The organism is Bradyrhizobium sp. 41S5 (genome assembly GCF_011516665.3).
In the GTDB taxonomy this organism is placed as follows: Bacteria; Pseudomonadota; Alphaproteobacteria; order Rhizobiales; family Xanthobacteraceae; genus Bradyrhizobium; species Bradyrhizobium quebecense.
The window spans coordinates 5,107,749-5,126,404 of the sequence record NZ_CP083721.1 but is presented as its reverse complement, the minus strand read 5'-3'; the positions used below and the strand labels follow the sequence as shown (position 1 = coordinate 5,126,404).

The 18,656-nt window shown below is 66.6% G+C and carries 21 protein-coding genes and 1 tRNA gene; 9 read left to right on the top strand and 13 right to left on the bottom strand.

All coding sequences use genetic code 11. The features are described 5' to 3' along the window. Positions 1 to 185: 185 nt before the first annotated feature. Entirely contained in the window at positions 186 to 1,445 is a 1,260-nt protein-coding gene (locus tag HAP47_RS25055; RefSeq protein ID WP_173642317.1) for a serine hydrolase domain-containing protein, read from the top strand. Between the two features lie 163 nt (positions 1,446 to 1,608). On the opposite strand, the gene HAP47_RS25050 is transcribed toward HAP47_RS25055, so the two are convergent. From HAP47_RS25050 to HAP47_RS25035, 4 genes are all read right to left on the bottom strand, one after another. Continuing rightward, positions 1,609 to 2,106, bottom strand: coding sequence for a peptide deformylase (locus tag HAP47_RS25050; protein ID WP_173642318.1), 498 nt, complete (start codon positions 2,104 to 2,106; stop codon positions 1,609 to 1,611). 69 nt (positions 2,107 to 2,175) lie between these two features. Continuing rightward, positions 2,176 to 3,048, bottom strand: a complete 873-nt coding sequence (locus tag HAP47_RS25045; RefSeq protein WP_173642319.1) for a bifunctional helix-turn-helix transcriptional regulator/GNAT family N-acetyltransferase — start codon at positions 3,046 to 3,048, stop codon at positions 2,176 to 2,178. Positions 3,049 to 3,147: 99 nt separating this feature from the next. Beyond that, on the bottom strand, positions 3,148 to 4,008 hold the full coding sequence (locus HAP47_RS25040) for a DMT family transporter (protein WP_173642320.1): 861 nt from the start codon (positions 4,006 to 4,008) through the stop codon (positions 3,148 to 3,150). Then, the gene (locus HAP47_RS25035) at positions 4,005 to 4,511 is read right to left on the bottom strand and encodes a MarR family winged helix-turn-helix transcriptional regulator (RefSeq protein ID WP_173642321.1); all 507 of its coding nucleotides are present in this window, start codon (positions 4,509 to 4,511) and stop codon (positions 4,005 to 4,007) included. The genes HAP47_RS25040 and HAP47_RS25035 overlap by 4 nt, the downstream gene beginning before the upstream one ends. A 212-nt stretch (positions 4,512 to 4,723) precedes the next feature. Between HAP47_RS25035 and HAP47_RS25030 the strand changes: the two genes are divergently transcribed. Continuing rightward, on the top strand, positions 4,724 to 5,521 hold the full coding sequence (locus tag HAP47_RS25030) for a DUF899 domain-containing protein (RefSeq protein WP_173642322.1): 798 nt from the start codon (positions 4,724 to 4,726) through the stop codon (positions 5,519 to 5,521). Between the two features lie 135 nt (positions 5,522 to 5,656). On the opposite strand, the gene HAP47_RS25025 is transcribed toward HAP47_RS25030, so the two are convergent. After that, a complete protein-coding gene (locus tag HAP47_RS25025) occupies positions 5,657 to 6,559 on the bottom strand; it encodes a LysR family transcriptional regulator (RefSeq protein WP_173642323.1) in 903 nt (300 codons plus the stop codon). Between the two features lie 97 nt (positions 6,560 to 6,656). Here HAP47_RS25025 and HAP47_RS25020 point away from each other — a divergent pair, with 97 nt between their 5' ends. From HAP47_RS25020 to HAP47_RS25010, 3 genes are read left to right on the top strand one after another with little or no spacing between them, the layout of a single operon-like run. Continuing rightward, on the top strand, positions 6,657 to 7,214 hold the full coding sequence (locus HAP47_RS25020) for a GNAT family N-acetyltransferase (RefSeq protein ID WP_173642324.1): 558 nt from the start codon (positions 6,657 to 6,659) through the stop codon (positions 7,212 to 7,214). Beyond that, positions 7,211 to 8,389, top strand: a complete 1,179-nt coding sequence (locus tag HAP47_RS25015; protein ID WP_173642325.1) for an MFS transporter — start codon at positions 7,211 to 7,213, stop codon at positions 8,387 to 8,389. Before HAP47_RS25020 ends, HAP47_RS25015 begins: the two co-directional genes overlap by 4 nt. A gap of 18 nt (positions 8,390 to 8,407) precedes the next feature. After that, the gene (locus HAP47_RS25010; protein WP_173642326.1) at positions 8,408 to 8,584 is read left to right on the top strand and encodes a hypothetical protein; all 177 of its coding nucleotides are present in this window, start codon (positions 8,408 to 8,410) and stop codon (positions 8,582 to 8,584) included. Between the two features lie 3 nt (positions 8,585 to 8,587). On the opposite strand, the gene HAP47_RS25005 is transcribed toward HAP47_RS25010, so the two are convergent. Beyond that, positions 8,588 to 9,097 (bottom strand): DUF1993 domain-containing protein, encoded by a 510-nt coding sequence (locus HAP47_RS25005; protein WP_173642327.1) that lies wholly within the window; start codon positions 9,095 to 9,097, stop codon positions 8,588 to 8,590. 20 nt (positions 9,098 to 9,117) lie between these two features. Beyond that, positions 9,118 to 10,554, bottom strand: coding sequence for an MFS transporter (locus HAP47_RS25000; protein ID WP_173642328.1), 1,437 nt, complete (start codon positions 10,552 to 10,554; stop codon positions 9,118 to 9,120). A 123-nt stretch (positions 10,555 to 10,677) separates the two neighbouring features. Here HAP47_RS25000 and HAP47_RS24995 point away from each other — a divergent pair, with 123 nt between their 5' ends. After that, entirely contained in the window at positions 10,678 to 11,589 is a 912-nt protein-coding gene (locus HAP47_RS24995; RefSeq protein WP_173642329.1) for a LysR family transcriptional regulator, read from the top strand. A gap of 21 nt (positions 11,590 to 11,610) precedes the next feature. Here HAP47_RS24995 and HAP47_RS24990 read toward each other — a convergent pair whose 3' ends face one another. Next, complete coding sequence (locus HAP47_RS24990; protein WP_173642330.1) at positions 11,611 to 12,513, bottom strand: LysR family transcriptional regulator; 903 nt, start codon at positions 12,511 to 12,513, stop codon at positions 11,611 to 11,613. Positions 12,514 to 12,727: 214 nt separating this feature from the next. Between HAP47_RS24990 and HAP47_RS24985 the strand changes: the two genes are divergently transcribed. Next, the gene (locus HAP47_RS24985) at positions 12,728 to 14,245 is read left to right on the top strand and encodes an MFS transporter (RefSeq protein WP_173642331.1); all 1,518 of its coding nucleotides are present in this window, start codon (positions 12,728 to 12,730) and stop codon (positions 14,243 to 14,245) included. 53 nt (positions 14,246 to 14,298) lie between these two features. On the opposite strand, the gene HAP47_RS24980 is transcribed toward HAP47_RS24985, so the two are convergent. Further along, the gene (locus HAP47_RS24980; RefSeq protein ID WP_210285685.1) at positions 14,299 to 14,703 is read right to left on the bottom strand and encodes a cupin domain-containing protein; all 405 of its coding nucleotides are present in this window, start codon (positions 14,701 to 14,703) and stop codon (positions 14,299 to 14,301) included. A gap of 101 nt (positions 14,704 to 14,804) precedes the next feature. Beyond that, positions 14,805 to 15,206 (bottom strand): Ohr family peroxiredoxin, encoded by a 402-nt coding sequence (locus HAP47_RS24975; protein ID WP_173642333.1) that lies wholly within the window; start codon positions 15,204 to 15,206, stop codon positions 14,805 to 14,807. Positions 15,207 to 15,353: 147 nt separating this feature from the next. Between HAP47_RS24975 and HAP47_RS24970 the strand changes: the two genes are divergently transcribed. Together HAP47_RS24970 and HAP47_RS24965 are read left to right on the top strand one after the other, a co-directional pair. Then, positions 15,354 to 15,821: a MarR family winged helix-turn-helix transcriptional regulator gene (locus tag HAP47_RS24970; RefSeq protein WP_173642334.1), complete on the top strand. Its 468-nt coding sequence runs from the start codon at positions 15,354 to 15,356 to the stop codon at positions 15,819 to 15,821. A 157-nt stretch (positions 15,822 to 15,978) separates the two neighbouring features. After that, positions 15,979 to 16,452, top strand: a complete 474-nt coding sequence (locus tag HAP47_RS24965; RefSeq protein WP_231169001.1) for an EF-hand domain-containing protein — start codon at positions 15,979 to 15,981, stop codon at positions 16,450 to 16,452. Between the two features lie 3 nt (positions 16,453 to 16,455). On the opposite strand, the gene HAP47_RS24960 is transcribed toward HAP47_RS24965, so the two are convergent. From HAP47_RS24960 to HAP47_RS24950, 3 genes are all read right to left on the bottom strand, one after another. Next, entirely contained in the window at positions 16,456 to 17,001 is a 546-nt protein-coding gene (locus HAP47_RS24960; protein ID WP_231168362.1) for an AAA family ATPase, read from the bottom strand. 179 nt (positions 17,002 to 17,180) lie between these two features. After that, positions 17,181 to 17,255, bottom strand: a tRNA-Cys gene (locus HAP47_RS24955). Between the two features lie 24 nt (positions 17,256 to 17,279). Continuing rightward, positions 17,280 to 18,620, bottom strand: coding sequence for an RtcB family protein (locus HAP47_RS24950; protein WP_173642337.1), 1,341 nt, complete (start codon positions 18,618 to 18,620; stop codon positions 17,280 to 17,282). Positions 18,621 to 18,656 lie beyond the last annotated feature (36 nt).

The window sequence follows — 18,656 nt, the reverse complement described above, 5'->3', positions numbered from 1 at the left end:
CGCTTGGTGGAATGATTTGGCCCGGACGCGACAGTCATGTGTCGGATCAAGCTGGTGGCGCGGTCGCGCAACCATTCGCGCCGCGGCCCGCGCTCGCGGCGCCGGTCACCCCGGCTCAAACGCGGGATGTGTCTCATGCCATCGCATGATACGAATTTCGCATCACAGCCCTGGAGCCAGCCTTGATGCCCGTCGCAGCCGCCGCCACGCAACAAACTTCCACCGCCGCCGAGAGCGATCCCGAGACGCTCGGCTGGATGCAGGGCTTTCCGCCGCCGCAGGACAAGACGATCACATTCCAGGACGGTTCGTTCCGCAGCTTCCCCGAATTGCGCTGGGCCTGGAGCAATGTCCGCCAGCTGGTGCCGACCGTGAATGTCTGGCGCGGGGCAGGGCCGGCGTCGGTGCTGCCGCGCGAAGAGCATGACATCGGCGCCTCCGCGTCGGTGACGATGGACGGCCGCCCGCAGACGTTCGCGCGTATGCTCGAGGAGAGCTATGCCGACGGCATCGCCGTGCTGCACCGGGGCAAACTAATCTACGAGCGCTATTTCGGCGCGTTGAAGCCGCACAAGCCGCATATCGCGATGTCGGTGACGAAGTCGTTCACCGGCGTGCTCGCAGGCATGCTGGTCGCCGAAGGCAAGATCGATCCGCAGGCGCCGGTCACCGACTATGTGCCGGAGCTGAAGGCAAGCGCGTTCGGCGATGCGCGCGTGCACGAGGTGATGGATATGACCACGGGCCTCAAATACACCGAGGTCTATACCGACAAGAACTCCGACGTGTGGGGGCTGCGGCGCGCCAACGGCATGGCGCCGATCCCACCTAGCTATGAAGGCGCGACCAACATCTTCGATTTCCTCTGCGCGCAGACGAAGCAGGGCGAGCACGGCAAGGCCTTCGCCTACAAGACCGTCAACACGGACGTGCTGGCCTTCATCTGCCGGCGCGCCAGCGGCATGAGCCTGTCAGACCTGCTCTCGGAGCGGATCTGGGCGCCGATGGGCGCGGAGGAAGATGCGCATTATCACGTCGACCGCATCGGCACCGAAAGCGGCGGCGGCGGATTGTCGACGACGCTGCGCGATCTCGCTCGCTTCGGCGAGACGATCCGCAATCACGGCCGCTTTAACGGCCGCCAGATCGTGCCGTCAACGGTCGTCGAGGACATCGCGCGCGGCGGCGATCCCGAAAAATTCAAGCCGGCCGGCTACACCACCTTGCCCGGCGCCTCCTACCGCAATCAGTGGTGGGTGACGCACAACGCGCACGGCGCCTACATGGCGCGCGGTGTGCACGGCCAGGGCATCTATATCGATCCGAAGGCCGAGATGGTGATCGCGCGCTACGCCTCGCACCCGATGGCCGGCAACGCTGCCAACGACCCTGTGACGTTGCCGGCCTACATGGCGCTGGCGAAGGATTTGACGGCGGGAGGGTGAGGTCGAGGTCTATCGTCGCCATAGCACCGTAGCCCGGATGAGCGGAGCGATATCCGGGGGCCGCTCGTCGGCTCATCCGAGCCCATCCCGCATGTCGCGGAGCCTGTCATCGGGCGCGCGCTTCGCGAGACCCGTTGGCTCATGCGGGCTACGGGACCACGGCCTAACCGCGCGACAGCTTCTCGAAGCGCTTGATCAGGCGCTCCCGCTTCAGGCGGGACAATCGCCTGATCCAGAACACGCCGTCTAGCTGATCGATCTCATGCTGATGGCACACCGCGCGCAGGCCGTCCGACTCCTCGGTCTGCATGTTGCCGTCGATATCCTGATAGCGGATGCGGACCCGCGCGTGGCGCTCGACGTCGTCGGTGACGCCGGGCATCGAGACACTGCCTTCCTTGTGCAGGATCATTTCCGGCGAGGTCCAGATGATCTCCGGATTGACATAGGTCCGCGGCCCCTCGCTGGCATCGAGCTCCAGCACCACGACCCGCATCGACACGCCGATATGCGGCGCGGTGATGCCGATGCCTGGTGCCGCATGCATGGTCTCGAGCAGGTCGGCTGCCAGCTCGCGCAGCGCGTCGTCGAATACGTCGACCGGCTCAGCCGGGACCGCAAGCCGCGGATCGGGATAGCGGACGATAGGGCGGATGGTCATACGAGCGTCTTAGGCCAGCGCATCGCGCCGGACAACACGGGCGTGCAGAGGCGGCGCGCGCCGCGCCGCTCAGAGATGCTTTTCGAAGAAAAGGTCAGGGTAGGGGTCGTCGTTGAAGCGCGGGATCTCGGTCCAGCCGGTCCGGCGGTAGAGCTGGCCGGCTTCCGCCAGCGCGCTGTTGGTGTCGAGCCGCAGCACCGCGATGCCGAGCTCGCGCGCGGCCCTCTCGGCCGCCTCCATCAGGCGGCGGCCGAGGCCGAGACCGCGCGCGCTAGGTGCGACCCAGAGCCGCTTGATCTCCGCGAACTCACTGCTGCTGCCTTTCAGCCCGACGCAGCCGATCGGCAGGCCGTCCGACATCGCCACGATGAAGCTGCCGCGCGGGCGGACCATGTCCTTGGCATCAGGGTCGCGCGACAGCTTGACGTCAAAACCCTGTTTGAAGCGCCGCGCCAGCTCGGCGTAATATTCGCCGAGGCAGTAGCGTGCCGCGTCGCTGCGCGGGTCCATCTCGTGCAGCGCCGTGCCATCGCGTCCGAGCGCCGAGGCAATCAGATCCATCGCCGAAAGCAGCGCCTCGCGCTGGGTGTGGTGGGCGAGAAAGTCCTTCGCCTGCCGGTTGGAGATCGCCTCATAGGCATTGAACTCGCGCTTGCCCGCCGGCGTCAGCTTCGCGATGCGGCGGCGCGCGTCGTCGTCATGCGCCGTGGTCTCGATCAGCCCTTCGTCCTCGAGGCTGCGCAACAGGCGGCTCATCAGGCCGGAATCGAGCCCGAGATAATCCCTGATATCGCCCACATCCGTGCGGCCGTGTCCGATCGCGTTCAGCACCCGCGCCGCGCCGAGCGGCCGGCCGCGGCCGAGGAACGAGGTGTCGAGCGCACCGACGGCGGAGGTCACGGCACGGTTGAAGCGGCGGACGCGGGAAACGGGGTCGAGCATATATCTGACTTTAGTCAGATATATTTGTGGCGTCAATTGACGGCCGATCCCGCTGATGGAGCCGGGGCGAACCTGCTGCGAGCCGGATATTGCTGGAACCTAGCCCCGCGCCAGCACCAGCACGTTGCCGGCAAGGATCGCGGCGGCGCCGGCGAGCACCGGCCAGCCCAGCACGAGATGCTCGAACAGCGCCGACAGCACGAGGGCGACGAGCGGCACCAGCGCGAGCGTATAGGCGGCGCGGCCGGGACCGAGCCGGCGCACCAGCTCGAAATAGAGCATGAAGGTGACGCAGGAGGCGGCGATGGCGAGATAAAGGAAGCTCGTCAAATAGGAGAGCGAGACGTCGGCGGCAAACGGCGCGCCGGTCGCTAGGGCCCAAACCGCGCTCGCCGCGGCGCCGACGAATGCGCCCCAGGCCAGCACGGCGACGATGGGCAGTCCGGCACGCTGGTTGCGCGCGCCGACGGTCGTCCCGGCACCGGTCGCGATCGCCGCCGTCAGCGCCCAAGCCAGACCCGCGAGCGGTGCGGTGCCATGCGCGGTGGCGCCGGGCAGGAAGATGATTGCGAGGCCAAGGATGCCGCACAGCGCGCCCCACACGAAGCTCGGCGAGATCAGGACGCCGAGCGCGGCCCGCGCGATCACGGCCGCGAACAGCGACGATGTCGACAGCACCAACGCCGCGAGTCCGCTCGGCATGCACGCGGTCGCTTGGTAGAACGCGATGAAGGCAATGGCGAAGAACAGCAGGCCCTGCAATGCGACGGCCAGCCGGTCCTTGCGCGGGATTGCGAGCGGCACCCCGCGCAGCCGGCCATAGCCGAGCAGGATGAGGCCGGCGAGCACCATGCGCAGCGCGACCGACCACGGTGCGGGCGTGAAGCCGGCCTGCATCGCGGTTGCCAGCGCGCCGCCGCCCCACAGCAGTGCGGTCATCGCGAACAGTGCGGCCGTCATGGCGTATCAGCGTCGTCGAGCAGCGCGCGCCAGCCGACGGCGTCGATCCGCGCGCTCTCTCCCTCGAGCCGGGTGAGCGCGGAATCAAGTGTTGTCCGCTCGCTATCCGACAGGCGCGCAAGCAGCCGTGCTTCGATCGCGCCGCCCAATGCGGCGATCCGGTTGAAGGCGGTCCGGCCGCTGCGGGTGATGCTGACCGCGGCGAAGCGGCGGTCGGTCTTGCCCGGCCGCCGCATCGCGAAGCCGAGTTCTGTGAGCTGGCCGATGCCGCGGCTGACCGCGAACGGATCGAGCGCGCAGGCGCGGCCGATTTCGGAGGCGTTGGCCGCATCGCGCTCGGCGATGACGGCGAGGATACGCCAGCCGGCCTGGCTCAGTCCGAACGTTTCGCTGTAAAAGCTCTCGAGCGGGCGGGCGACCTGCGCCGCGACGAGGAACAGGCGATAGGGCAGCCAGGCGCTGAGCTTCAGGCCATCGTCGGATGCGGGGGCAGCTTGTTTCATGGCCGAAGCTTCGCACATATACTTGCAAATTGCAAGTATTATGCAAAGAGAGTGAAGCGATCGGAGCGCATGCCCGAAAATCCCGACACACTTGTCACTCCCAGCATCCGTGGCTGCCGCGCCAGATTGCGGCATGGCCAATGACGAACGGCCTCTGCGCGAGAACCGCGCCGTGGTCGCGGAGTTCGTCCAATTCGGAGATGGAGATCATCATGAGCAAATCGGCTGAAAACGGTCGCGGCGGACTGGCGGCAATGCAGACCCCGCCCGTAGTGTCGCGGGAGGCGTGGGAGGCGGCGCGCCAGGAAATGCTGGTGAAGGAAAAGGCGCAGGTGCGGGCGCGCGACGCGCTTGCCGCCGAACGGCGGCGGATGCCGTGGATGGCGGTCGAGAAGTCCTATGTCTTCGAAGGGCCGAACGGCAAGGCGAGCCTGCTCGATTTGTTCGAAGGCCGCCGGCAGCTGATCATCTATCGCGCGTTCTTCGAGCCCGGCGTGTTCGGCTGGCCGGATCACGGCTGCCGCGGCTGCTCGCTCGGTGCCGATCAGGTCGGCCATCTCTCGCATCTGAACCAGCGCGACACCACGCTCGCTTACGCCTCGCGCGCGCCGCAGGCCGATATCGCGCGGCTGAAGGCGCGGATGGAGTGGGAGATGCCGTGGTACACGATCACCGACAGTTTTGATGCCGACTTCGGCGTCGCCGAATGGCACGGCCACAACGTGTTCATCCGCGACGGCGAGCGGATCTTCCGCACCTATCTCGTCAACAGCCGCGGCGATGAATCGATGGGCACGGTGTGGAGCTATCTCGACATCACGCCGTTCGGCCGCCAGGAACTCTGGGAGGATTCGCCGAAAGGCTATCCGCAGGGCCCGACCTACAAATGGTGGAACTGGCACGACAATTACGAGGCCGAAGCCGCGCCGAACGCGAAGTGGGCCGCCGTGACCGACGCCGGCGAGGCCGCGTTCCGCAAGATCGCGGAGCAGGAACGCAAGGCGACTTGACGGGGGTGGAGCAGGGAGGACGCGCGGCGTCCTCCCCAAAGCTTCGGTTCTGACTCGATCAGAACCGAAGCTTTGGTTTCTTGTTTCGACGCGTTTTCTTGACGCGAACCGGGGGCCATTTCGCTCGAAAACGCGTTACCGGCCGTCGCCCTTCGCGCCCGCGAGTCCCTTCAGCGCCGACAGCGTCTGCCGCAGCCCGCGATCGAGCCGCTTGTCGCGGCGGATCACGACGGCGAGCCGGCGGTGGAGCTTCGGCGACAGCGACCGGACGATCAGGTCGCGCTGCTTGGTCTTGGCAGGCACCGCCATGCCCGGCAGGATCGCGCAGCCGAGGCCGGCGCGCACCATCTCCTTGATCGCCTCGACGCTGCCGAGCGACATCAGCGGCTTCAGCGACACGCCGCCGCGCGCCAGCCATTCATCCGCGGTACGCCTTGTGTTGCCGCCGGGCTCGAACAGCAGGACCGGCCTGGTCGCCAGCACCTCGGGCGTGATCCGCGCCGGCAGCTTCATGTCGTGCGGCGCGATCAGCACGAACTCGTCGTTCATGACGGGGGTGATCTCGAAGCTCCGCGCCGACACCGGCAGCGTGAGCAGCCCGACGTCGATCGTGTTGTCCTCGACCGCCCGCGCGATCTCCGCCGTGTTGCCGGTCGTGACCGTGATCTCGAGCGAGGGCAGCGCGGCCCGCAGCTCCTTCAGGATCGGCGGCAGCAGGAAGATGCAGGCGGTCGCACCGGTGCCGAGCCGCACGCGGCCTGCCGTTCCCGTGGTCTGCTGCGCGACGGCGTCGACCGCCGATGCCACCGCCGCGCTGATCTGCTGCGCGTGCGACAGCAACGCGACGCCGGCGGCCGTTGGCCTCGCCCGTCGTCCGACCCGCTCGATCAAGGTCGCATTCAGGTTCTTCTCGAGCTGGCGCACCTGGAGGCTCACCGCGGGTTGGGTGAGCTGCAGCCGCTCGGCCGCGGCAGAGAAGCTGCCGCAATCAATCACGACGGCGAAGCTTTCGAGATAGTCGAGGTTCAGGTTCTTCATCAAAGCATCTCTTATGCTACGCATAAGCTGTCAAAGCTTCACTTATATAACGCGAGGGCCCATGCTCGGGCAAATTTGACGGCGGGTGAGAGACGGGATGACGGCAGGCAGCAACGGCGTCGTGGTGCGCGACGCGGCGGACGACGACATGGCTGACGTGCAGGGCATCTACGCCCATCACGTGCTCAACGGACTGGCGACCTTCGAGGAGGTGCCGCCGACGGTGGACGAGATGCGCAACCGCCGGAACGCCGTGGTGGCCGCGGGCCTGCCGTATCTGGTGGCTGAGGTTGATGGTCTTGTCGCCGGCTATTGCTATGCGACGGCGTATCGGCCGCGGCCGGCCTATCGCCACACCATCGAGGACTCGGTCTACGTGTCCGACGGGCTGCACGGCCGCGGTATCGGCGTGGCGCTGCTTCAGGACCTGATCGCGCGCGCCGAAGCGGGGCCGTGGCGGCAGATGCTGGCCGTGATCGGCAACAGCGGCAACGCCGGATCGATCGCGCTGCACCGTCGCATGGGCTTTCAGCCGGCGGGCACCCTGACGTCAGTCGGCTTCAAGCTCGGGCAATGGGTCGACACCGTGCTGATGCAGCGGCCGCTCGGGCCGGGCGCCTCCACGCTTCCCACGGAGAAGGAATTGCCACGGTGATCGCCCGCCGCGTTGTGGCCGCCCTCGGGCTGGCTCAACTGATCTCGTGGGGCGCGACCTACTATCTGATCGGTGGCTTCGGCGAGCAGATATCAGCGGATCTCGGCTGGGGGCGCGACATCGTCTACGGCGGATTCGCCGCGGCGCTGCTGGTGATGGGTGTGGCGTCACCGCTTGCGGGGAGATGGGTGGACAGAAGCGGCGGCCGGGAAGTCATGGTCGCAGGCGCTGTGATCAACACGCTCGGCTGCGCCGGTCTCGCGGTCTCGCATCAAATCAGTACCTATTTCGCATCCTGGATCGTGCTTGGCCTCGGCATGCGGCTGACGCTGTATGATGCGGCGTTCGCCGCGCTGGCCCGGATCGGCGGACCGGAGGCGCGCCGCGCGATGTCCGGGATCACCCTGCTCGGTGGCCTGGCGGCCACAGTGTTCTGGCCGCTCGGCCATATGCTGTCGGAGCATTTCGGCTGGCGCATCGCCGTGTTGGTCTATGCCAGCCTTGTGTTGTTGACGGTCCCGCTGCATCTGCTGATCCCGAACAAGCGATTTGACGGCGTGCCGGGTTCCGCAGCGGTGGTACTCAAGCCACCGCGCGCCGCTGACGGTCAGCAACTTGCGGCGGCCGGCGCGCTCCATGCTGTGATCATGACCGGCGCGAACTTCCTGAATGCCGGCATGTCCGCGCACATGATCGCGGTACTCGCCGGGCTGGGGCTCACCGTCACGGTAGCCGTATGGATCGCGACCCTTCGTGGCATCGGGCAATCCGCCGCGCGTCTCTGCGAAGTCCTGTTCGGTGCACGGCTCGATCCGCTCGCGCTCAATTTGATGGCCTGCTCGATCATGCCGCTGTCGTTCATCGCCGGACTGTTCAGCGGAACGGCGAAGGAGATGGGGATCGCCTTCGCGCTGCTCTACGGCGCCTGCAACGGAATTCTGACCATCACCAGGGGAACGCTGCCGCTGATCCTGTTCGATCATCGCAGCTATGGCACGCTGGTCGGCCGGCTCATCGTTCCGAGCTTCATCCTGCCCGCGGCGGCGCCGCTGGTCTATGCGATCGTGATCGACCGGTACGGCGATGCCAGCGCGCTCTATCTCTCCACCGGCCTTGCCGTGACGACGTTGCTCGCGGCCGCGATGCTGAAGGCGATGTTCCCCAGGACGTCGTGAGTTCAAGGACCCGCTGCGATGAGCGGCGCAAGTTGGCGCGAGCGCAACGTGCCCGTCTACGGCATCTATCCCTATCCGCTCGACGACGACATCCTGAGCCGGATGCATGGCAACGACGAAAGGATCGGCGTCGAGGCCATCAAGCAGGGCGCGGAGTGGGTCTACAACACGCTTCGCGAGGTCGCTAAGAAATAGGGCTCAGTTCGAGATGTAGTTACCGAGAAAGTCACGCTTGCCGAGCGGCACGCCGCGATAGCGCAGGATGGCGTAGGCGGTCGTGACGTGGAAGAACAGGCTCGGCAGCGCGAAGCCGTATAGATAGCGCGCTGCAGGCATCGGCGGGACGCCGAACGGCAAGGTGATGGTGCGTTCCGCCGCTCGGTCGAATGCCCGAGCCGGGACTGTGTCGATGTAGTCGAGCGTTCGCGATATCCGGGCGTAGGCGTCGGCGAGGGTCTGTTCGTCGTCGGCAAAGGGCGGCGGCTCGAGGCCGGCGAGCCGCCCGGCGGCGCCCTTGGCGTGATCGCTGGCCCTTTGCACCTGGCCGACCAAATTCAGCATGTCGGGCGCCAGCCGCGCCGCGAGCATGGCGTCGGGATCGAGACCGCGTTCGCGGGCATGAGTCTCGCCCTTGCGCAGCAGATCGGCAAGCGCGTCGAGCATCTGCCGGAACACCGGAACCGAGGCGTCGTATAACGGAGCGTTCATGGAATTGTCCTCGTCTCATTTCAAGCCGAAGGCTCGCGTGGCAGCCACAGCGATAGCCAGCCGCCGAGCGCGAGCAGCGCGACATTGCAGCCGAGCGCGATCGTGAAGGCGTGCGCGTAATCGTCGGCCTGCGGATGCGGCCCGAGCAGGCTGTAGAAGACGCCGCCGATGATGGCGACGCCGAGTGCGGCGCCGATCTGGAAGGTCGAGATCATCATCCCCGATGCCAGCCCGGCGTGGCGCGGATCGATGCTGCCGATCACGGCCTTGATGACCGACGGCATCACGGTGCCGAAGCCGAGCCCGCCGCAGATCAGGCCGAATTCAAGGCTTTGGGGCAGCGCGCCACTGACCGACAGCATCGCGACACCGAAGCCGATGACCTGGAGCGCGAAGCCCAGCGCCAGCGCGCGTGCGCCGAGCCATTGCATAACCAGGGACGACACCAGCGAACTCACGAAGAAGCCGGTGGCAAAGGGCAGGGTAGCGAGGCCGGCCGCCAGCGGTGAAAAATGCAGCCCGCTTTGCAGGTAGACTGCAAAGGTCAGGTAGAACGACGACAGCATGTAGAAGGCGAGCGCTATCACCAGCCCGATGACGAAATCGCTGTTGCGCAGCAGATGCAGTGCGACCAGCGGGTCGCCGCCGCTGGCTTTCAGGCGCGCCTCGAAGCGGACGAAGGCAGCGAGCATCAGCGGAGAGGCCAGCAGCATCGCGACGATCCAGGCCGGCCAGCCGGATTCCCTTCCCTCGATCAGCGGATAGACCAGGAAGCCCAGCGTGAGCGACAGCAGGATGACACCGCCGACGTCGAGCCGTTGTGCGTTCTCGGCACGCGAGTCGGTCAAGAACAGAAGTCCGCCGATGAAGGCGGCGAGGCCGATCGGCACGTTGATCAGGAAGATCGCCTGCCAGGCCAGTCCGAACGGATGGGCCGAGACCAGGACGCCGCCGAGCACCTGGCCGCAGATGTTGGCAAGACCGAACGTCGCGCCGTAGAAGCCGAGCGCGCGGCCCTGTTCGGCCGCCGGAAACAGCACGCGGATAGAGGCCAGCACCTGCGGCGCCATCACGGTGGCGGTGAGGGCTTGCAGGATCCGCCCGGCAACCAGCGCGTCCGGCGACCACGCAATGCCGCACAGCACCGATGCGATCGTGAAGCCGGCAACGCCGGCCAGGAACATGCGCCTGCGGCCGAGCAGGTCGCCGAGCCGGCCGCCCGTGATCAGGAATACCGCGTAGGTCGCGGCATAGGCCGAAATCACGAACTGCACCTCGCTCGGGGTAGCGCCGAGATTGTCGCGTATGGCTGGCAGCGCGAGGTTGACGACGTTGAAGTCGAGGATCGGCAGGAAGGCGCCGGTGAGCAGCACGGGCAGCGCCAGCCATCGCCGCGGGTCGACCGTTGCCGGCCGCGTGTCGTGCAATTGCAACGTCTCGGTGGTCTCGCTTGTCACCCCGCCAGCTCCTCTGCGTTGCCGGCGCGGCGCACGAGGTGCGCCCGTCGGTCGAATTTCCGGAAGGTGACCTGTCTGTTTGTGATAAGGTATTCACGAACTCTGCCAACTGAGTTTGCAAAAATGAACAGCCCGCTCGACTGGAATGATCTTCGCCTCGTCCTCGCGGTCGCGCGGGAGGGTAGCCTGTCCGGGGCGGCGCGCAGGCTGGGCGTGACGCATTCGACGGTGTTCCGCCGCCTCGGCACGATCGAAGCAGCGATCGGCACGCGCCTGTTCGAGCGCTTCCGCGATGGTTACGCGCCGACGCCGGCCGGCGAGACGGCGGCGGCGTCGGCGGCTCGGCTCGAGGATGAAGTGCTTGCGCTCGAGCGCAGGCTGGCGGGACAGGACCTCAGGCCGTCAGGCCCAGTCCGGATCACGACGACGGATACGCTCGGCGCGGTGCTGATGCGGCATCTGCCCGCAATGCGCATCGCGCATCCGGAGATCCAGCCCGAGATCATCGTCTCGAATGCGATGGCGAACCTGACGCGCCGCGAGGCCGAGATCGCGATCCGGCCGACGCCGGCGCCGTCCGAACTGCTGGTCGGGCGGCGCGTCGCCGATATTGCCCATGCGATCTACGGATCGCGGACCTATCTCGCCCGGCATGACGACACGGATCTGTCCGCACACGACTGGGTCGGGCTCGACGATGCGCTGGCGGCAACCGTGATCGCCGGCTGGATGCGCGAGAACCTGCGCTCGGCGCGCTTCGCCTGCCGCGTCGACGCGCTTCCGGCGCTGCGCGATGCCGCGGCCGCGGGACTGGGGCTGGCGTTGCTTCCCTGCTATGTCGGCGATCTCGCGCCCGCGCTGCGCCGCCTGACACCCAAGGCGCTCGCCGAGCCGCGGTCGGCGCTGTGGCTGTTGACGCATGACGATCTCAAGCGGACCGCGCGCATCCGCGCCACGCTCGATTTTCTGGCCAAGGCGCTCGCATCGGAGCGGGCGCTGTTCGAGGGCAGGCGAGCCGCCCGCGCGCGGCGATAGCCGGCAGGGGATGCAGACCGTTCACATCTTGAGTACTTCCGCCGGGATGGTCCATGCCGTGCGATCCGCAGGCAACCGATGATGCTCGCGAAACGCACTGACGATGGTCTTCAGTGCGGCGCGTGATCTCGCATCCGAGAGCGCGGACAGCAGCACGATCTCGGAGGGCGGAAGGGCAGGCAGGCCGAACCGCCGGCTGACCTCGATCGTTCCGGCAGGCGCAAGCCGGCAGGAGAACACCGACGTGGCAAGGCCGGCGGCCACCGCGTCGGCGACCGCAAAGGATCCGCAGCCGAGGAAGCTCTCCGTCCACGGGATGCCCGCTGCCGCGAGCGCGCGCGTCGCAATGTTGAGCACGCCGCAGGATGGCGAGGAGGCGGCCAGGCGCAGCGGCTCGCCCGCGCGATGGACAAAGTCCGGCGTCGCGAACCAGCCATAGTGGTCCGTCGTCAGCATCTCACCGTCGCGGCCGTCGTCCTCGCGGCGGATGATGGCGGCATCGATGTCGCCGCGATCGAAGGCGGCGAGGAGATCGCGGGAATCATCGAGCCGGACCTCGATGGTGAGCGCCGGATCGTGTGCGTGGAGCCGCGCCAGCAGGGTAGGAACCTCGGCGCCTCCGACATGGGTGGCAATGCCGAGCGAGAAGCGACGCGGCCGTGCGGGCGACAGCCCCGCGACGGCGCGATCATGTGCGGCGAGCAGGTCGCGTGCGGGCGCGAGGAACGCGGCGCCCTGTGCCGACAGGCGCACCAGCCGCGGTGTGCGCTCGATCAGTCTGTGGCCGACCTGTCTCTCGAGCCGTTTCAGCTTGACGCTGATCGCGCCCTGCGTGGTGCCGAGCGTTTCGGCTGCGCGCGTAAAACTCCTGAGGTCGGCGATGGTCACGAAGGTCTTCACGGCATCGATGTCGAGCGTGGTCATGTCAGTCATCCGGAATTGTTGTCTCTGAAATATCTAGTCATCCAATTCACCAATGCTCAAGCCGTGACTAGCTTTGCGTTGTGAAGCGCCGCGGCCACCCGATTCCTGCCGCTGCCGCCTCAATACATCGTGAGTCGATCGACCGACGCTGCTGCCAGCACGCTGGCAACAGCGTGCGGTATGCCGTTGGCTTGCCATAGCAAAAGGCCTGATCATGTCCACTGAACTGAGCCGCCGCGGCGCCGTCGTGTTGTCCGCCGTATGTCTTGCCTGCCTGATGTTTGGATTGGAGATATCCAGCATTCCGGCGATCCTGCCGACGCTGGAGCGGCTGCTGCATGCCGACTTCAAGGCGCTGCAATGGATCATGAACGCCTACACGATCGCGGTGACCACGGTGCTGATGGCGATCGGGACGGTGGCGGACCGCTACGGGCGCAAGCGCATCTTCCTGGTCGCGATCGTGGCGTTCGGCATCACCTCGCTGATCTGCGGTGTCGCCCAGAGCGTCGAAATGCTGATCATCGCCCGGTTGCTGCAGGGGCTGAGCGGCGGCGCGCTGTTGATCTGCCAGATCGCCGTGCTGTCGCACGAATTCCAGGGCGGCCGGTTGCGCGCCGTCGCATGGGGCTGGTGGGGCGTGATCTTCGGCATCGGTCTCGGCTTCGGCCCGATCATCGGCGGTGCCGTGGTCGCGCTGCTGAGCTGGGAATGGGTATTCCTGGTCCACGTGCTGTTCGCAGCCGTGGCGTTCGTGCTCACGATCGGCGGCGTGCATGAATCGAAGGATCCGAAGGCGAGCAGCCTCGACGTCCCCGGCATCGTGACGATGTCGCTCGCGGTGTTCTGCCTCGCATTCTACATCACGCAGGGGCCGGATCTCGGTTTCGTCAGCCCGAAGGGGCTCGCGATCCTCGGCGTCTCCGCCGCGAGTTTCATCGCGTTCCTGGTTGCCGAGAGAATCAGCCGGCGGCCGATGTTCGACTTCTCGGTGTTTCGGATCCCGGCTTTCTCCGGCTCGATCGTCGGCTCTGCCGCGATGAACCTCAGCTATTGGCCTTTCATGATCTATCTGCCGATCTGGTTTCACGCCGGCCTTGGCTATGACAGCGTGTCCGCCGGCCTCGCGCTGCTCGCCTACACGCTGCCGACGCTGGTGATGCCGCCCTTCGCCGAGCGCCTGTCGCTGCGCTACCAGCCGGGGCTGATCATTCCGGCCGGTCTGTTCACCATCGGCATCGGATTCATGCTGATGAAGTTCGGCAGCGCCGCCGCACAACCCGACTGGCTCACAATGCTGCCGGGATGCCTGATTGCCGGAATTGGCCTCGGCATCACCAACACGCCGGTCACTAACACGACGACGGGCTCGGTCTCGAGCGACCGCGCCGGCATGGCCTCCGGCATCGACATGAGCGCGCGGATGGTCTCGCTGTCGGTCAATATCGCGCTGATGGGCTTTATCCTGGCGAGCGGTGTGCTGGCGCATCTGAAGGCGGTGCTGCCGGCGCTGGACGGCGCGCAGCTCCGCAGCATCGCGGAGCGGATCGCGGCCGGTGATGCCGCATCCGTGCCGGAGCTGACCGGCCCTGTCGTGCATCAGGCGCTGGCGAGCGGCTTTGGCTGGGTGATGCTCTATGGCGGCATCGGCGTGTGGATCATGGCCGCGTTGAGCTTCTTGATCTTCAATGCTCGGCCGGTGCGGCAGGCCGAAGTTCAGTGCACCAAGTGAGCCTGATGTCGCCGCGCTCGTCCCGCGCGACAGGGGCGGGCAGGCAGCGGAAATCACTTCACGAGGGTCAGTAGCGGCTTGTCCTTCTCGACGATATAGGTCGCAAGCTCGCTGGCGGTGACGCCGCCGACGTTCCTGGCCGCATGGATCGTGCCTGGGGGGATAAACAGCACGTCGCCCGCCTTCAGCGTTGCCGGCGGTCTGCCGTCGACATCGTATTCGAGCGTACCGGCGAGCACATAGATGATCTCTTCGCCCGGATGCGTATGCCGGCCGAATGCCTTGCCGGGCGCGATGTCGACGCGCACCTGGACGGCTTCGCGTCCGGGTGCGCTGAGGTCATGGCGCTGCAAGTCGGTTCGCGTGAACCCGGCCGGCTGCTGCGCCTGGGCCGTCGGTATCGTCAGGAAACTTGCGGCGATCAGGGCCGCTCTTGCGAGCAGGCGCGTCGCCGTCATCAGCTTGCTGGTCATCTTGAACTCCGGGGTTGTCTTCTGGACTTGCCCGACCGCGGACCGGCAGGCGGTCAGTCCGCGTCGGAAGTTGTCATGCGATGGTCTCAGACAAGGGTGGTGGTGACGTCGATGTTGCCGTGGACCGCCTTGGAGTAGGGGCAGATGCCGTGCGCGGCTTCGATCAGCTCCTGGGCAACCTCACGCTCGACGCCGGGAACGTGGACGTTGAGGCGCGCGCTCAGGAAGAAGGCGCTACCGGCCTGGTTGAGATCGATCTCGGCGTCGACCTCGGGCTCGCTCGCCAGCTTGATCTTGCGCTGTCCGGCGGCGAGCTGGATCGCGCCGATGTAGCAGGCCGACCAGGCGGCGGCGAACAGGTTTTCGGCGGCCGGGTGCGGCTGCGGCAGCTTGACGTCGAGGAAGCCGTCCCGCGAGCGGGCGGCGCCGTTCGGGCCGGCGGTGACGTGGGTCTTTCCGGTGACGAGAACCTTTGCATTGGCGGTCATGGCAAGCTCCTTTGTTTGTATATAGATCGTGTCCGATCTAATCGGATGCGTGCTGAAATAGGCCTCGCGTTTGACCATGTCAAGCACTTCCGATTTAATCGGATGCGATTTATATTGCTCGAGACTTCACAAACTCCGGAGACGCCCGTGACCCGCACCGCCAAGGCCGAGACCAAGGGCCGAAAACTCTCGAATTTTCTGTGCTTTGCGGTCTATTCGGCCAATCTGGCCTTTGGCCGCGCCTACAAGCCGATCCTCGACGCGGTCGGTCTGACCTACACCCAGTACATTGCCATGGTGGCGCTGTCGGAGGCAGACGAGCAGACCGTGAGCGCGCTCGGCGAGAAGCTGTTCCTGGAATCCAACACGCTGACGCCGATCCTCAAGAAGCTGGAGCAGAGCGGCTACATCAGCCGCGTCCGCGATCCCGCCGATGAGCGGCAGGTGCGCGTGAGCCTGACGGCGGCGGGCCGGCGCCTGCTCGACAAGGAGATCAACGCGTCGCTGGTCGACGCCACCGGACTCGGCGACGAATTTCCCATCGTGCAGAAGAGCGTGGTCAGGCTGCGCGACAATCTGCTGCACCACACGCGCGGCGATCCGAAGAAGGGCTGATGCTGCGGCAGCGGCGCGCCGGCGCATCACGACGTGCTGCCGGACCAAATTGTAACGGGCTGTATCCGCGCCGCGTCGTTCCGCATTTTCGCCACGGCGCAACCGGCATCTCCGCTCCGCTTCTGGATGACGCGGAGGAGAGTTCGACTTGCGCAGAATGTTGCCATCCGATGATCGCGACGGCGAGTTTGCTTTGCGAGGCAGTGCCGTTTGCCTGGCGCAACCGGCTTCACCGGATCGAGCACAGCCTTCGCCGCGTGCGGGCGGCGATCGTTCGCCGGCGACTGCGGCCGAGATCTGGGACGGCAATCACGACGGCGTCTACACCTGCGATGAGTGGAAGGCCTATCTCGGGCGGCTGTTCGATCGTGCCGACCGCAATCACGACGGACAGCTCACGCCTGCGGAGTTCGAAGCCGTTCGTCGCGCCGGCGACGCACTCGCCGACGCTGATTTCGGCTATTTCGACGAGAACCAGGACGGCAAGATTACCCGCCGCGAGTTCGTCGAGAAGCCGAACGAGTTCATTCTGCAATACGACAAGGACGACGACTGCCGCGTCACGCCGGACGCACCGAAAACGACCGGGTCTGACCAGAAGCGGCCGAGCGGCAGGGGCAAGCGATTTTAGAACCTACGTTTGCGGCGCCGCCCCGAGCGTCGCCAGCACGAAGTCGGCCCGCGCGGATGGCGAACTCTTCGGCAGGACGATGACGTCGTAGCCGAGCACGGGGAGCGTCTCCATCAGGCGGCGATACTCCGCCGTTGCCGCTTCGAAGCCGTGCCGTCGCTCGGAATCAGTGACGTAAATCTCGGGGCATGGCGGCGTCATGAACACGCGCCGGTGGTAGCGGTGGGCGGAGCAGACCGCGCGCAGCAACGGCTCGCCCGTAAACGCCTCCAACGCCGACGCGGCGTCGACGAGGCCGCGGTCGAAGAACACCCAGCCGGAATGGGTTCCGGCCTTCGCCATATCCTTGAGCGCGACGTCGATGGCGCGCCGCAGGAAGGCCGCCGCATCGGCCCAGGGCAGAGCGCTGCCGCCTGCCGCAATCTCATCGGTGATGATGCGGCGGCCGGGTTCCTCGACGACCGGATAGCCGCGTGCACGCAGCTCGGCGAGCAGGGTCGATTTTCCGCCGCCGGAGCAGCCGGAGATCAGGACGAAGCGACTGTTCACGGGAAGGTCCCTTCCTTGCAACGGGGAGAGCAGGGCGCTCCGCGGTCGCGGAACGCCTGACGGCATTTGCATGTCTGCGGGAATTCATGTCTGGGGGAATTGCCCGGAGAGTCTCTCGACGGGCGTGATCAGGATAGCGCCCGGATCGCGAGCGGGCAACCAGCCTTGGAGGTGCGGGCTGGAGGTGCGGGCCGGAATCGAACCGGCTCATGGCGGTTTTGCAGACCGCAGCGTTCCCATTTCGCCACCGCACCCGAGCGAGGCGCGTACGCCTCGCCTTAGTCCTTGAACGGATCGAACTCGCCTTCGCCCGCCATGGCGACGGCAAACGGCCGCAGCGTGTGCAGCACCTTCACCGTTCCGGCATGCCGGGCAAGCACCTCCGGCAGGCGCCGATAGGCCATCGGGCTTTCATCAAGATCGGCGCCAACCAGCGTGACGCCGCGCTCGCTGAGCCAGCGGTCCATCTCCTCGCGCGTGAAGCGGCGCTTGGCTTCGTTGCGGCCGAACAGCCGGCCGGCCCCGTGCACCGTAGAGTAGAGCGAGGCCTTCGCCTCCGGACTATCGACGCCCTCGAGAATGACGGCATCATCGCCCATCGACCCGCCGACAAAGCCCCGCTGTCCGGGGAACGCCGGCGTCGCGCCCTTGCGCACCACCCACAAATCCTTACCGTCATGCGTTTCCCGCCAGGCGTAGTTGTGATGGTTGTGCACGGAATCGGTGACCTTGCCGCCGATGATTTGGCGGACACGGTCCACGACCCACTCGCGGCCCGCATAGGAATAGCGCCCGGCGAGCTGCATCGCGGCGATGTAGCGGCGCCCGAGTTCGGAATCCTCGTCGACGATGGCGGGCGGAACGTTCATTCCGTCCTTGCCGCCGGCGGCCTTGAGGTAGCGGGTCGCGCTGGTGTGTCCGAGCCCGCGGCTTCCGAAGTGGACGCCGATCCAGACGAAGCCGGCCTCGTCGCGCATCAGGTCGACATAGTGGTTGCCGGAGCCGACAGTGCCGAGCTGGCCGATCGCCTTCTGCCGGTAGGCCTCCATGTCGCTTTCGCGCCAGGCGTCGCCATCGTCGAACAGCCCGTGCTCGACTCTCTCGACGTTCTTCCGGCCGATGCCAAAGGAGATCACCTTGGCAACGTCGCGGATGATGGTCGGGACGGTCGCACGGATGTCGTCGAAGCGCACGTCGAGCCGCGCGGCCATGTTGCCGCAGCCGATGTCGAAGCCGACGCCGGAGATGCTGATCTGCTTCTCGTAGGCGATCACGCCGCCGACGGGCTGGGCGTAGCCGAGATGGCCATCCGCGCAGATCACGCCGGACACGACGTTGCCGACCGCCATGCAGTTGCGCATCTGCTTGATGGTCGCCGGATCATGCTCGCCGAACACCTTCAGCGGCGCGTTCTTGAAACGCTCCTCCTGCGGGCGCAGCATCGCAATCTCCGCCGAGGCCGCATCGGCCTCGCGCGCAAGCTTCTCCTTGCGGGCGGAATCGCGATACAGGCACCAGGCCGGCTGGCCACGACCTTCGCCGACGCGGGAATCCGGATCGATGCCCGCAGCGAGGCAGAGTTCGCGGGCGCGCTCCTGGCAGGGATCAGGTCGTCGCATTGTGTTTGCTCCTGCTGAATCCGGATCAGCCGCGCG